We start from the raw sequence: 13,998 nt of genomic DNA on the forward strand, positions 1-13,998 counted from the left end.
CCTTCAGCTGTCCCGCTGGCCGCGCGCGTGTGCCGCCCGCCGCCTCATCAAGGCCACACCGCCCAGTGCGCTACCTGTCACCATCGCCGTTCCAGCACCGAGCAGCCCCAGGCCGGAGCTCCCCTGCGGCGCCTCACCGGTCTGGGCCCCACCGCTGGGCGTGATGATCACCTGTGGCGCGGTCGGCGTGGGCCGGGTGGGGGTGACGGTGGCGGTCACGGTCAGGGTCGGCTTGGGCGTCGAGGTGCTCGTGCTGTTGACCCCGGTCACCGGAGGGGTCGTCGTGCCGGTGTGGGTGGGGGTCGGCGTGCCGGTGTGGGTGTTGCTGGGGGTGGCGGTCGGATTCGTCGGCGTGACCGTGGGGCTGACAGTGGGGCTGACCGTGGGGCTCGGCGACCCGGTCCCCGTGCCCGTCGGGTCGGGCGACTGCGACCCGCCCGCCTCGGAGATCGTGACGTCCACCGAGACCGGCGCGCTGACGAGCGAGCACGTGGCCCGGTACTCGTTCGGCGGGTGCTGCAGTTCCCTAGTGATCACCCGGAAGGCGTCGAGCTGCGCCCACTTGCCGTCCTCCAGGTTCTTGACCTCGATGGTGTGCTCGCCGTACTTGAGGCCGTTGAACCTCCACAGCGTGAGCCCACCCTCGTGGGCGGCGTTCGTCGGCGTGCCGTCGGGATTCTTCGAGGCGTCAACGAAGGACGGTGTGGCGTCCTGGCCGTCGATCCTGAACCCGACCTTCCCTGCTTCGTTGCTGCGCCGGGCGACATACTCGATCCCGGTGCCGGTGAACGTGAAGGAGGCCCAGGAGTTCACCTTGTCCGTACGGTGGAGGTCGCGGCCGTAGTCGCCGATACTCAGAGGCTCGCTGCCCAGGTACGCCCAATCGGCCGCCGCATGGTAGCTCACCCGGGGGTCGTCGTCGTTGACCATGACCTCGCCGGCCGGCGGTATGAAGTCCACGAACAACTTCCTGGGGCTGACCTTGAGCGTCCCGGCCCTGTCGGTGTGGGCGGAATCGGAGATCCCCTCGGGAAGCCGCAGAATGCTGCCCGGCTGAAGCTGGTTGGGCTGGTCCAGGCTTCCCTTCGGCTGCAGGACGCCGACCCAGCTGCCGGAGAGCTGGGCGTTCCCGGTGACCAGGACCTTGGCGCCGGGGGCGAAGAAGTCGGGTGAGCCGAACCGGGTCGGGTCCTGCTTGTAGCCGAGCTTCCAGCCGATGTTGAGCGGCTCGCCGACCGTGAGCGTCGTGGGGATCGACACCTTCGTCCGGAGATTGACCGTGCTGCCGTTCAGCGCGACCCCTCCGGTGCACGCGTAGTCGACCACGAGTTCGGCGATGCCTGCATCGGCCGCTTCGGAGGGCAGCGCGACCAGCGCGCCACCGGCAAGGCACAGGGCCGAAACCGCGAGAGATCTACGGAGCCCAGATCGCCACCGAACCACTACATACTCCGATCACAAAGGCCGCCGTCAACGGGCATGGCCATAGCACACCGAGGGTAGATCGTACGGTTTACACCCTCTTCGGCGCAGCGAGATATCGGGTATGTACGGAGACCGTGGCGCACTTGTGATCTGGATGTAAACCCACAAACCACCGCAAGCCATACTTGCGATCCCCGGCCGGGTGTACCCCAAAGTAACAGAATCGTATTCTGTGTCACGGATCCCTAGGAGGCACACAATGCAGCGAGACCTCTTCGAAGAGGAGCACCGGCTCTTCCGAGAGACAGTACGTGAGTTCCTGGCCCGCGAGGTGACGCCCCATCATGCCCAGTGGGAGAAGGACGGCATCGTCCCCCGCGAGGTGTGGAAGAAGGCCGGAGAGGTCGGCATGTTCGGCTTCGGGGTACCCGAGGAGTTCGGCGGGGCGGGGATCACCGACTTCCGCTACAACGCCGTGATCTCCGAGGAGGTCATCTCGACGGGCGCGTCCGGTCTGGGGTTCTCGCTGCACAACGACGTCATGGCGCCGTACTTCGTGGACCTCGCCAACGACGAGCAGAAGGCGCGCTGGCTGCCCGGGTTCGCCGGCGGCGAGCTCATCACGGCGGTCGCGATGAGCGAGCCCGGCGCGGGCAGCGACCTGCAGGGCATCAGGACGACCGCCGTGCGCGAGGGCGACCACTACGTGGTCAACGGCCAGAAGACCTTCATCACCAACGGCATCAACTCCGACCTGGTCGTCGCGGTCACGAAGACCGACCCGGAGGCGGGCGCCCGGGGGATCTCGCTGCTGGTCGTCGAACGGGGCATGGAGGGCTTCACCCGGGGCCGCAACCTGGAGAAGATCGGCATGCACGCCCAGGACACGGCGGAGCTGTTCTTCGACAACGTCCGGGTCCCCGCGGCCAACCTGCTGGGCCCACAGGAGGGGCAGGGCTTCTTCCAGCTCATGGCCAACCTGCCGCAGGAGCGCCTGTCGATCGCGGTGATGGCGGTGGCGGCGGCGGAGACGGTCCTGCGGGCGACCATCGAGTACTGCAAGAGCCGCACGGCCTTCGGCCGCAACATCGGCAGCTTCCAGAACACCAGGTTCGTCCTGGCGGAGCTGGACACCGAGGTGGAGATCGCCCGCCACTACGTGGACAAGTGCATCCGGGCGCTCAACGCCGGGGAACTCACCGCGGTGGACGCCGCCAAGGCGAAATGGTGGACCACGGAGCTGCAGACCAAGGTCATCGACCGCTGCCTGCAGCTGCACGGCGGCTACGGCTACATGATGGAGTACCCCGTGGCCAAGGCCTGGATCGACAGCCGCGTCCAGACCATCTACGGCGGCACCACAGAGATCATGAAAGAGATCATCGGCCGCTCCTTCGGCTTCTGACCCGGCCCGGCCTCCACACGGGAGAACCGCCGCCCTCGTGACGGCAGGGCGCAGGTTCTCCCGTGATCAGCCGGCCGGTGCCGTCACCCCTTGGTGATCTCCTGGATCTGGACGGCCAACCCGTCCTTGATCGTCACTTTGGCGAGGAGGACGTCACCCTTGCCGAGAGCCTTCCGCAACTGCTCCACGGAGCAGCTGTGCGGGGCCTTCCCCTCCGTGCAGATCAGACCTTGTGCGTCGAGCACGACCGTGTAGGGCGACAGGAGGGCTTTCACTCCCTGGTCACTCGTGGAAGTCACCGTGATCGTGCCCGCTCCCCGCAGGGCGATCTGCCCCCGTACCGTGTCGTCGACGCCTCGGCTTCCGGGCACGCTCGGCGACGACGACAACAACGGCTCGGGAGGCGGCTCGGGAAGCGCCGTCGGCGAGGCGGAGGAGGAGGGCGACGGAACCTCGGAGACCTCGGGAGACGGAGTGGCGGAGGCGGTCACGGTGACGGTCGCGGTCACCGACGCGCCGGACGTGCCACCCGAGCCCGAACAAGCGGAGAGACCTACGGCCAGGGCTGCCATCAGCAGGGCACGCGTTACCTTCGATGTCCTGTTCACGAAATGTAACGATCTCACGGGTTCCGGATCGCGGTTACCCGCCACGGAAGCGGCTCCGTCGACGCATACTGGTCAACGGAGACTTCCCCGAGGGGGTGACGATGGACAGCGGGCTGATCCTGCTGATCTTCCTGGCGTTCCTGTTCGCCTGGGGCCTGAACCGGGTACGGCGCGCCTTCCGGCTCGGCCCTGTCGCGTACGCCGGTGTCATGGTGGTGTTCGTCATCGCGATGCTGGCCGTCTGGGGACAGTCGTTCCGCTAGCCGTCCTGGGCCGACCCCTCCAGCAGCACCCTCGCGACCAGCTCGGGATCGTCGGTCATCGGCACATGCCCGCACCCCTTGAGCAGTTTCACCCGCTGCCCCGACCATTTGGCGGCCCTTACCGCCTGCCGGCGCAAAAGCAGCCTGTCGTGCTCGCCCCAGGCGATCGTGACCGGCACCTTCGGCGGTGCGGGAGGCATCAGTCCCGCGAACGAGGCGAGCGTCTCGTCGAACCCCGAGGCGTCCTTGAGCGCCTGGAGAGCGGCGAGTTGCGCCTCAGGGGACAGCCTGGCGGGGTGCGCGACCAGGAGACTCAGGGAGAGGCCGCGGATCAGCGGGTCCTCCGCGTGGGCCAGTGCCCGTTCGGGGGAAAGAGAACGTGCGCCTGCCCTGTTGAACCGCAGGACGGCGCGCGCGTACGCGAGCTCGCTACGGTTCCAGAAACCGGCGGGAGAGAGCGCGGTGGCCGAGCGGACCGCGGCGCGCGCGGCCAGTTCGAGGGCGACGTAACCGCCCAGGGAGTTTCCCGCCACATGCGGTTCACGCAGGCCGAGCCGCCCGAAGAAGGACTCGATCGCGTCCGCCAGGCTCTCCGCCGTGTACGGCGTGCCGGACGGCAGCGGCGGTGAGACGCCGAAGCCGGGAAAGTCGACGGCGATCACGTCTCGCTCGGCGGCAAGCCGGTCGAGCACCGGCAACCATGCCTGCCAGTGATGCCCGATGCCGTGTAGCAGGACCAGGGGCGAGCCCGTCCCACGCCGTTCGAACGCCAGCTCCATGTCCCGAGTCAACCACCGATCGGATAGTTGTTCCAGCTCTGCCATGTATCGTTCAGCGCGACCTGGTGGGGATCTCGAACCAGACGGCCTTTCCTTCCTTGGTGGGGCGGGAGCCCCAGCGCTTGGCGAGCTGGTCGACGAGATAGAGACCCCGCCCGCCCTCGTCGTTCTCCCCCGCGCTGCGGATGCGCGGCAGCCGGAGGTCCTGGTCGAAGACCTCGACCCAGACGGACTCTCCGCCCCGGCGCAGCCGGAGGGTGAACTCCTTCTCGTTGATGATCTCGTCTTCGAAGCCGGGAATGTCCCAGGACTCGTCGAACGACAGCGGAGGACCGTCCATTGTCAGCTCCCTGCGCGGGACGCTGGCGCTGGCGGCGTGCAGCACGACGTTGGTGACGACCTCGGAGACCAGCAGGCAGGCGAGCTCGGCGCGCTCCTCGGGGACGTTCCAGCCGACGAACGCCTCCGAGGCCATCCGGCGCGCCTCACCGACCATGATCGGCTGGGCCGGGAAGGTGCGCTCCTCGACGGCCAGGTCCTCGGAGGCGGACCTGAGCACGAGAATGGCCATGTCATCGTCGATCTCGCCGGGCACCGCGACGGTGGCGGCGTCGGCGATGCGCTCGACGGAGGTGTCGCTGATCTCGATGAGCCTCTCGCAGAGCTGCCCCAGCGTCTCCTCGACGTTGGGCGGCCTGCCGCCCGTGTCACGGATGGGCCGACGGTCGACGAGCCCGTCGGTGTAGAGGAGCAGCGCGGCCCCGGGGGGCAGTGTCCGCGTCTCCTCCTTGTAGACCAGGTCCGCGTGCATGCCCTTGGCCCGGACTCCCAGCGGCTGGCCGACCTCGCGGATGTCGAGTTCGGTACAGGTGTCGCCGATGAGCAGCAGCGGGGGGGCGTGGCCGGCGTTGGCGAACGACAGCTGCCGCGACCAGGCGTCGTACACCAGATACTGGCAGGTGACGATGGGCGGGACGCTGATGTCGGCGCCGCTCTCGTCCTGCTCGGGGGTGGCGATGATGCGCGTCCACTCGTCGAGCCTGGCGAGGATCTCCGCCGGTGGTTTGTCGTCCTGGGCGAAGGCTCGCAGCGCCGCCCGCAGCTGTCCCATGACCGCCGCGGCCTTGGCGCCCCGGCCCTCGACGTCGCCGATGACGATGCCGACCCGGCCCGCCGAGAGCGGGATGACGTCGTACCAGTCGCCGCCGACCTGGGTCTGGATGCCCTGTCCGTGGCTGGCCAGGGGGGCGGCGGGAAAGTAGCGGACCGCGATCTCCAGCCCGTCGAGCTGCGGCAGCGCGCGGGGAAGAAGGTGCTTCTGGAAGGACTCCGCCGTGTGCCGTTCCTCCTCGAACAGCAACGCGTTGTCGACGGCGAGGGCGACCCTGGTGGCGATCGCCCCCACGAAGTCACGGTCGAAGGCGTCGTAGTGCGGGCTACGCCGGTCGGTCAGGTTGGACAGTCCCAGGTACATCAGCCCGAGGGTCTCGCCTCGCACGCAGAGCGGCGCCACGATGGCCGAGGTCATGCCGATCTCGGCGGCCAGGCGGGTGTTGGCCTCGCCGGGGCTGGGGTAGTTGGTCTGGGAGAAGTCCTCGACCAGGATCGTCTCCTGGCGGCGCAGCGCGATGTCGGCGTAGTGTCCCGCCGGATAGCGGATCTCCGCCCCGATCGGTGCCCAGGTGTTGGGCGGCGGGCTCCACCCCTGGACGTGTGTGGAGACCCTGCGGGTCAGCCGCCCCTCCTCCATCAGTTCGATGAAGCAGTGGTCGGCGAACTGCGGGACGAGCATCTCGGCGACGCGCTTGAGCGTCTCCTCGACGTAGAGCGATCCGGCGAGACGCTCGCCGATCCGCTCCAGCAGGCCGAAGCGGTCCTTCTCCCGCTCGTTGCTGCGCATCGCCTCACGGGCGGTGATGACGATGCCCGTCACCGCCCCCGAGGGATGGCGCAGCGGCACGGCCTGGGCCCGTACGTAGATGATCGTCCCGTCGCCGCGCCTGACGTCGAACGTGCCCTCCCAGACACCGCCCTTGAGGACGTGCTTGGAGAGCTCGACGGCCAGCGGGTGGTCCTTCTCCATGATGCCCAGGGAGAGGGACTGATCACGCGGCCCCGACGTGCCCGGGCGCCCGAAAAGCCTTTCCGCGAAAGGGTTCCAGTAGAGCAGGTTGCTGAACCTGTCGGTGACCACCACCGCCATCTCAGCATGATCTAGGACGGAACCAGCCGTAAGGTGATCAGCGGCATCTTGGGAAACATCCCCCCACCGCTTCATCCGGTGACCGCCCCTCGTGGGCGGGTGTGTGCAAAGCGAACCACGGTTGCTCCTGCAGTCTCGGCCTGGGAGCGGAGGGACTCCCGAACGGGATCCAACCGAGCTAAGGGGCCTCGGTCAGCGTGTGGAGACGAAAACGTGCGCGGCAATCTCTCGCGGGAGATCCGCAAGAAAGTTGTCCGCCTCGTCGTCACCTGTCACCCGCACACCGTCGTCGCTCACCGCGAGCGTTACCTCGCGTCCGGGTTGTATCCCAACTTGCTTGAGTTTAAGCATCACAGCCGGATCGCTTTGCACTTGTTCACTAATTCGCCGCACGACAACGGGTATATCTCTGGGTCCGGCCATCGCGGCCATCGACGGCAGCGACTCCGACCGCCCGTCGGGAAGGCCCGAGACGCCGAGTTCCTCCAGGCCGGGGATCGGATTGCCGTGCGGGTCCTCGGTGGGGTTGTTGAGCAGGCTGACCAGCCTCGCCTCCACCGATTCGGACATGACGTGCTCCCAGCGGCACGCCTCGATGTGCACGTCCTCCCAGGGCAGGCCGATGACCTGAGTGAGCAGGCACTCGGCGAGACGGTGCTTGCGCATGACGCGGGTCGCGAGAGTGCGCCCCAGCTCTGTCATGGTCAGGTGCCGGTCGCCCTCGACGCGAACCAGACCGTCGCGCTCCATCCTGGCGACCGTCTGGCTGACTGTGGGACCACTCTGCTGGAGCCGCTCCGCGATGCGCGCGCGGAGGGGGACGATGCCCTCCTCCTCCAGCTCGAAGATCGTACGAAGGTACATCTCCGTGGTGTCGATCAAGCCGTGTGCGGTCAAGGTTCCTCCCGTCCTCTCTCGATGCTACGTCCATCGCGCGGTGTTCCCGGGAGGGCGGCGCGGGACCTTGGAAGTTCGAAGACACGACCCTATTGGGAGAACGGCTCGTGATGGCAAAGGACAGCAACACCGGGGGCCGCCGAATCCTTCCCTAGCTGCTCAAACACTACTCGCCACCGGTTGATATTTTCTGAAGGCCGGGATGGCCAGCCCCACCGCGACCACGGCCACCGCGCAGGCGATCCCACCGCCCACCCAGGCCCCGGTGGCCCCGAACCACGAGGCGGTGGCCCCGGCCCGGAGGTCTCCCAGTCTGGGGCCTCCCGCGACCACCACCATGAAGACACCCTGCATCCTCCCGCGCATGTCGTCTGGCGCGTGGGTCTGCAGGATCGTCTGCCGCCACACCGCGGAGACCAGGTCGGCGGCCCCGCCGAACGCGAGCAGCGCGACCATCAGCCACAACTGGTCCGCGAGTCCGGCCGCGGCGACGGTGAGCCCCCAGGCGGCGATCACGTACGTCAGCGCCATTCCCTGACGCCGGACCCGTCCCACCCAGCCCGACAGCACCCCGCCGAGCACCGAGCCGATGGCGATGCTGGCCGACAGCCAGCCGAAGGCGACCAGCGACCCGCCGAACCTCTCGGCCACGACCTCCGGGAACAGCGCCCTGGGCAGTGCGAACGCCATGGCGATGAGATCGACGACGAACGACATCAGCACCACCGGGTGCCCGCAGACGTAACGCAGGCCGTCCACGACCGACCGCAGTCCTGGGCGCGTCACCTCGCCGACCGGTTCGAGTCTCGGCAGTCTCACCGCGGCGTAGAAGCCCGCGCCGAACAGCAGCGCGTCGATCAGGTAGGCGGCGGCGAAACCGCTCTGGGCGAGCACGACCCCGCCGATCAACGGCCCGATGACGGTGCCGAGGCCGCTCACCAGGAAGTTGAGGGTGTTGGCCGCCGGGATCAGGTCGGCCGGGACCAGCCTGGGGATGATGGCCCCCCTGGTCGGGCCCGTGATGGCGAAACCTGTGGCGTGCAGGGCCACGGTGGCCAGCAACAGCCCGACGCTCGTCGACCCGAGGACCGCCTGGACCAGGAGGGCGAGCGTCCCCGACCAGGCGATCAGCGCGCCGATGATGAGGAGCCTGCGCCGGTCGACGGCATCGGCGATCGCACCGCCCCAGAGCCCGAAGACGACCAGGGGGATCAGGTTGGCGGGGCCGAGCATGCCGACCCAGAAGGACGACTCCGTGATGTCGTAGATCTGGGCGCTGACGGCCACCGAGGTGAGCTGGAAGCCGATGAACGACACACCCTGACCGGCCCAGAGTCGCCGGTAGGCGGGGATGACGAGCGGGCGTGTGTCGGCCGCGTGCCTGCGGACGAAATTTCCGAACCCCACACCACTCCCTCTCTACCGGACATATGTGGATATATCAGCAAAGAGGGGCAGGGTGTCATGGAGCCAGGCGTTCGATGATCCAACCGGTGCCGGAACGCCGGTAACGGAGGCGGTCATGCATACGGTCTGTGCGGCCCTGCCAGAACTCCACCTCGGCCGGCACCACGCGCAGTCCACCCCAGAAGTCCGGGATCGGCGGATCCTCCGGCCAACGCTCCGACAGCTCCTCGTAGCGGGCGTCCAACTCGTCCCTGGAGCGCACGACCGCGGACTGCCGCGACGCCCAGGCGCCGATCTGCGACCCGTAGGGCCGGGACCTGAAGTAGGCGGCCGACTCCTCGCGCGACAGCCGTACCACCGCCCCCTCCACCCGTACCTGGCGGCGGATGGAGTGCCAGGGGAACAGCAGGGCGGCCCTCGGGTTCTCCGCCATGTCACGCCCCTTGCGCGACTCGTAGTTGGTGTAGAAGACGAACCCGTTCTCGTCGTAACCCTTGAGAAGTACGGTCCTGGCCGTCGGCCGGCCACCCGCCGAGGCGGTCGCCAGCACCGTCGCGTTCGGCTCGGGAAGCCCGGCGTCCACGGCGTCACCGAACCAGGCGGCGAACTGCGACACGGGGTCGGGTGCGAGGTCCTCCTCGAGGAGAGGCAGCCCCTGGTACGTGCGACGAAGTCCCGCCATCGAGGGCGGTCGCGATGCGGCATCCACGGGAAGGTATTCTCCCGTGCCGAGCCGGAAGTCCGCTCAGCGCCCCCCACCTGCGGCGATCCCGCTTTGGAGGGTCCGGCGGCAGGCTGCCCCGGCCCAGGGGGTTGAATATGACCCGCCGGTATCTCGACATCAAGGCTTTGACTTCAAGAAAGGGAGGCGGCCGAAAATGTCCGACTTCAAACCCGGGCTCGAAGGCGTAGTAGCTTTCGAGACTGAGATCGCGGAACCGGACAAAGAAGGGGGCGCCCTCCGCTATCGGGGCGTTGACATCGAAGAGCTGGTCGGTCGCGTCTCCTTCGGGAACGTGTGGGGCCTGCTCGTCGACAACGAGTTCCAGCCGGGTCTGTCCCCGGCCGAGCCCTACCCCATTCCTGTCCACTCCGGTGACATCCGCGTCGACGTGCAGAGCGCACTGGCCATGCTGGCCCCCGCGTACGGTTTCAAGCCGCTGCTCGACATCGACGACAAGGAGGCCCGCGCCAACCTGGCGCAGGCCAGCGTCACGGCCCTGAGCTTCGTCGCCCAGTCCTCGCGCGGCCTCGGGAAGCCGATGGTCCCCCAGAGCGAGGTCGACAAGGGCCAGAGCATCGTCGAGCGGTTCATGATCCGCTGGCAGGGCGACCCCGACCCCAGGCACGTCAAGGCCATCGACGCCTACTGGACGTCCGCCGCCGAGCACGGCATGAACGCCTCCACCTTCACCGCCCGGGTCATCGCCTCCACCGGAGCCGATGTCGCCGCGGCGCTGAGCGGTGCGGTCGGCGCCATGTCCGGCCCGCTCCACGGCGGTGCGCCCGCGCGCGTGCTGCACATGATCGAGGGTGTCGAGCAGGTCGGCGACGCCAAGAAGTACGTGCAGTCGGAGCTCGACAAGGGCCAGCGTCTCATGGGCTTCGGTCATCGCGTCTACCGTGCCGAGGACCCCCGGGCACGGGTGCTCCGCCGCACCGCCAAGGAACTCGACGCACCGCGTTACGAGGTCGCCGCGGCGCTGGAGAAGGCCGCGCTGGAGGAGTTGCACGCCCGCAAGCCCGACCGGGTGCTCGCCACCAACGTCGAGTACTGGGCGGCGGTCATCCTGGACTTCGCCCAGGTTCCGTCATCCATGTTCACCTCCATGTTCACCTGCGCCCGCACCGCGGGCTGGGCCGCGCACATCCTGGAGCAGAAGCGCACGGGCAGGCTTGTCCGCCCCAGCGCCGACTACGTAGGTCCCCCTCAGCGCTCGGTCCACGACGTCCCCGGCGCCGCCGAGGCCGTCGGCTCCTTCTGACCCTGCCGAACTCCCGTCCTGTACGGCTGTCGCGTGGACGTCTCACGCGACAGCCGTTGCCGTTCCCGGCTCTTCGAAGCCCCTCGCGCCCTGCTCTCCCACCGGCCGCCACCCGGTTTCCCGTCCCCGCGATCACCTCGCCCGGCCCAAAACCATCCCACGTCTCGTCTCAGAATCCGGACCTCGTCCTGGATCGATCCGCGGGCTCAGTAGGCTGGTCATGTGGCTGACATCGTGATTCCCTCTGACATCAAGCCCGCCGACGGCCGTTTCGGCTGCGGGCCCTCGAAGGTGCGCCCCGAGCAGCTCTCTGCTCTCGCCGCCTCCGGTTCCAGCCTCCTGGGCACCTCTCACCGTCAGAAGCCGGTGAAGTCGCTCGTCGGGCGCGTCCGCGCGGGACTGTCCGAGCTGTTCTCCCTCCCGGAGGGGTACGAGGTCGTCCTGGGCAACGGCGGCACCACCGCGTTCTGGGACATCGCCGCTTTCGGGCTGATCCGCGACAGGTCACAGCACCTGAACTTCGGCGAGTTCTCCTCCAAGTTCGCCTCCGTGGCGGCCAAGGCCCCGTGGCTGGGCGACCCGACCGTGATCAAGTCGGAGGTCGGCAGCCACCCCGAGGCCAGGCTGGAGGAGGGCGTCGACGTCTACGCGCTCACCCACAACGAGACCTCGACCGGCGTCGCGATGCCGATCAGGCGGGTGGGCGAGGAGGGCTCGCTCGTGCTCGTCGACGCCACCTCCGGCGCCGGCGGCCTGCCGGTCGAGGCGAGCGAGTTCGACGTCTACTACTTCGCCCCGCAGAAGAGCTTCGCCTCCGACGGCGGCCTCTGGATCGCCCTGATGTCCCCGGCCGCGCTGGCCAGGGTCGACGAGATCGCGTCGAGCGGGCGCTACGTCCCCGACTTCTTCAGCCTGCCGGTGGCCATCGACAACTCCTCCAAGGACCAGACGTACAACACCCCTGCGGTCGCCACGCTCTTCCTGCTCGCCGAGCAGATCGAGTGGATGAACGGCAACGGCGGCCTGGCCTGGACGACCGCTCGCACCGCCGAGTCGGCCCGGCGCCTCTACACCTGGGCGGAGAAGACCTCCTACACCACCCCGTTCGCGGGTCCGGAGTTCCGCTCCAACGTGGTCGGCACGATCGACTTCTCCGATGAGATCGACGCCTCCGCGATCGCCAAGGTCCTGCGCGCCAACGGCATCGTCGACACCGAGCCCTACCGCAAGCTCGGTCGTAACCAGTTGCGCGTCGCGATGTTCCCGGCCATCGACCCCGACGACATCGAGGCCCTGACCACCTGCGTCGACTACGTGGTCGAGCGCCTGTAGTCCCGCTCCCCGGCGGTGCCGAGCCCGATGGCGGCGGGCACCGCCGGGATTCGTCCGGTGAGACCTCCGTCCCCGCGCGGCTAGGGCAGGGCGCTCGAAGGCCCGCCCGTGCCCGGAGTGAACGCCTGCTCCCCCGCGCGCCGGGCCAGTTCGTGTAGCAGGCGCAGGGCGTCGTCCGGATCCACTCCCTCCGCGAACCGCGAGAGCACGGGGGCCCGGTCCGGGCTGCCCGCCAGGGCCGCGAGCATCAACCCCGCCACGTGCTCGTCCCGGGAGCGGCTGGCGGTGTAGCGGAAGGCGTTGCGCACGGGTGCCCTCTCCAGCAGGCCCTTTCTGACGAGACGCTCGGCGACGGTCTGCACCGTGGTGTAGGCCAGGCTCCGTTCCGCGTCCTGGTTCAGCATGTCCTGCACCTGGCGGACCAGCAGTGGTTGCTTGCAGCCCCACAGCACGTCCATGATCGCGCGTTCCAGGGATCCCAGGTTCACCCGCGGCCACCTTTCGAGGGTCGCGCCCGGCAGCGGATGGCCCTGGAGAACATGTACGGGCACGCAGCCAGGCAGGGTCACACATGAAATTTGGTCATATTGTTACTTAAATCCATCGATGCGGCCATAGCTGATGAATGTCGACCCTCTTAACCGGCCGCGCTCCAGATCGCCGCTATTCGCCCCTGGAGCGCGCACACCACTCATCCGACCCCCGAATATTCCCGTAGCGCTACAAAGGCCCTACGTGGCCCTTACAGCCCCGCACAGCGCCTATCCCTGGACGAAACTCCAAGAGCCAGCCGGATGCTCACAAACCCACGGCGCGAAGAATGACGTACGGCGGGACCTCGACGGGCAGAAGGGACGGCGACCGGGGCGAGGGAGTTCGGAGACTCAGTAGGCGGGAGAGACATCCCGCCGGCGCTTGCGGCGCAGCACCCAGGCCGCGATGACGCCACCGATCAGGCCGAACAGGTGCCCCTGCCAGGAGATGCCCTGCTCTCCGGGGAGCACCCCCCAGATGATCGAGTAATAGGTGATCGCCACGCCGATGCCGATCACGATGTCGAGGGCGCGGCGGTCGAACAGGCCCCGGGCGACGACGAAGCCGAAGTAACCGAAGACCAGGCCGCTGGCACCGACCGTGAGGACCCTCGGCTCGTTGACGAACCAGATGCCCAGGCCGCTGACCAGGACGATGATCAGACTGGCGGCCAGGAAGCGGCCGATCCCCCGCAGCGCGGCGAGGAAGCCGAGAATCAGCAGGGGCAACGAGTTGGCCATCAGGTGGCCGAAGCCGCCGTGCAGGAAGGGGGCGAGGAGGATGCCGCCCAGACTCTCCGGGACCCAGGACTGGATTCCGTAGACGTCGAGCGCCCCCTCACCGGGCAGCACGTAGTCGACGATCTCGACCACCCACATGACGCCGACCAGGAGGACGTTGATGATCGCGGCGCCCAGCGCACCCGCCGCCAGGTTTCCCGCCCTTCGCTTCAGGAGGTCGCCGGAGGATCGGCCGGTGGGGGTCATCCCGGTCGCGTAGTCGTTCATTCACTCTCCTGGCCTTGGAGCGGCGTCGTGGATGTCAAGTGCCCCCGCCGCACCTGCCCACACCTTTACCGTACGCACTCCCGGCCATGAACGCGCCGGGTGTGATCCATCGATCACACCCGGCCCGCGAATCCCCTCCGGAATCCGAAAGGG

The 13,998-nt window shown here is 68.3% G+C and carries 13 protein-coding genes; 4 read left to right on the forward strand and 9 right to left on the reverse strand.

The window, feature by feature from the left end; genetic code table 11:
• Window positions 1–3: 3 nt before the first annotated feature.
• On the reverse strand, window positions 4–1,443 hold the full coding sequence (locus tag ACFQVD_RS25880; protein ID WP_343968425.1) for a hypothetical protein: 1,440 nt from the start codon (window positions 1,441–1,443) through the stop codon (window positions 4–6).
• Between the two features lie 241 nt (window positions 1,444–1,684).
• Here ACFQVD_RS25880 and ACFQVD_RS25885 point away from each other — a divergent pair, with 241 nt between their 5' ends.
• Window positions 1,685–2,830: an acyl-CoA dehydrogenase family protein gene (locus tag ACFQVD_RS25885; RefSeq protein ID WP_343968427.1), complete on the forward strand. Its 1,146-nt coding sequence runs from the start codon at window positions 1,685–1,687 to the stop codon at window positions 2,828–2,830.
• An 83-nt stretch (window positions 2,831–2,913) separates the two neighbouring features.
• Here the strand turns inward: ACFQVD_RS25885 and ACFQVD_RS25890 are convergent, their stop codons facing one another.
• Entirely contained in the window at window positions 2,914–3,438 is a 525-nt protein-coding gene (locus ACFQVD_RS25890) for a hypothetical protein (RefSeq protein WP_343968429.1), read from the reverse strand.
• A gap of 101 nt (window positions 3,439–3,539) precedes the next feature.
• Here ACFQVD_RS25890 and ACFQVD_RS25895 point away from each other — a divergent pair, with 101 nt between their 5' ends.
• Window positions 3,540–3,701 carry a hypothetical protein gene (locus ACFQVD_RS25895; RefSeq protein ID WP_343968431.1) on the forward strand — a complete coding sequence of 54 codons (162 nt, stop codon included), beginning with the start codon at window positions 3,540–3,542 and terminating at the stop codon, window positions 3,699–3,701.
• Here ACFQVD_RS25895 and ACFQVD_RS25900 read toward each other — a convergent pair.
• The 5 genes from ACFQVD_RS25900 to pdxH form a co-directional block, all read right to left on the reverse strand.
• Window positions 3,698–4,480 (reverse strand): alpha/beta fold hydrolase, encoded by a 783-nt coding sequence (locus ACFQVD_RS25900; RefSeq protein ID WP_343968433.1) that lies wholly within the window; start codon window positions 4,478–4,480, stop codon window positions 3,698–3,700. The genes ACFQVD_RS25895 and ACFQVD_RS25900 overlap by 4 nt on opposite strands.
• Before the next feature lie 52 nt (window positions 4,481–4,532).
• The gene (locus ACFQVD_RS25905; protein WP_343968435.1) at window positions 4,533–6,758 is read right to left on the reverse strand and encodes an ATP-binding SpoIIE family protein phosphatase; all 2,226 of its coding nucleotides are present in this window, start codon (window positions 6,756–6,758) and stop codon (window positions 4,533–4,535) included.
• Window positions 6,759–6,875: 117 nt separating this feature from the next.
• Complete coding sequence (locus tag ACFQVD_RS25910) at window positions 6,876–7,580, reverse strand: metal-dependent transcriptional regulator (protein WP_343968437.1); 705 nt, start codon at window positions 7,578–7,580, stop codon at window positions 6,876–6,878.
• A 159-nt stretch (window positions 7,581–7,739) separates the two neighbouring features.
• On the reverse strand, window positions 7,740–8,987 hold the full coding sequence (locus ACFQVD_RS25915) for an MFS transporter (RefSeq protein WP_343968440.1): 1,248 nt from the start codon (window positions 8,985–8,987) through the stop codon (window positions 7,740–7,742).
• Between the two features lie 55 nt (window positions 8,988–9,042).
• Window positions 9,043–9,696 carry a pyridoxamine 5'-phosphate oxidase gene (gene pdxH, locus ACFQVD_RS25920; RefSeq protein ID WP_343968443.1) on the reverse strand — a complete coding sequence of 218 codons (654 nt, stop codon included), beginning with the start codon at window positions 9,694–9,696 and terminating at the stop codon, window positions 9,043–9,045.
• Between the two features lie 169 nt (window positions 9,697–9,865).
• On the opposite strand from pdxH, the gene ACFQVD_RS25925 reads away from it, so the two are divergent.
• Both ACFQVD_RS25925 and serC read left to right on the forward strand, forming a co-directional pair.
• Window positions 9,866–10,972, forward strand: coding sequence for a citrate synthase 2 (locus ACFQVD_RS25925; RefSeq protein ID WP_343968445.1), 1,107 nt, complete (start codon window positions 9,866–9,868; stop codon window positions 10,970–10,972).
• 222 nt (window positions 10,973–11,194) lie between these two features.
• Window positions 11,195–12,304, forward strand: a complete 1,110-nt coding sequence (serC, locus tag ACFQVD_RS25930) for a phosphoserine transaminase (RefSeq protein ID WP_343968447.1) — start codon at window positions 11,195–11,197, stop codon at window positions 12,302–12,304.
• An 80-nt stretch (window positions 12,305–12,384) separates the two neighbouring features.
• On the opposite strand, the gene ACFQVD_RS25935 is transcribed toward serC, so the two are convergent.
• Window positions 12,385–12,792: a BlaI/MecI/CopY family transcriptional regulator gene (locus tag ACFQVD_RS25935; protein WP_343968449.1), complete on the reverse strand. Its 408-nt coding sequence runs from the start codon at window positions 12,790–12,792 to the stop codon at window positions 12,385–12,387.
• Window positions 12,793–13,188: 396 nt separating this feature from the next.
• Entirely contained in the window at window positions 13,189–13,845 is a 657-nt protein-coding gene (locus ACFQVD_RS25940) for a rhomboid family intramembrane serine protease (protein ID WP_343968451.1), read from the reverse strand.
• Window positions 13,846–13,998: the final 153 nt, after the last annotated feature.

The sequence above is a fragment of the Streptosporangium amethystogenes subsp. fukuiense genome, from assembly GCF_042665875.1.
Lineage (GTDB): Bacteria > Actinomycetota > Actinomycetes > Streptosporangiales > Streptosporangiaceae > Streptosporangium > Streptosporangium fukuiense.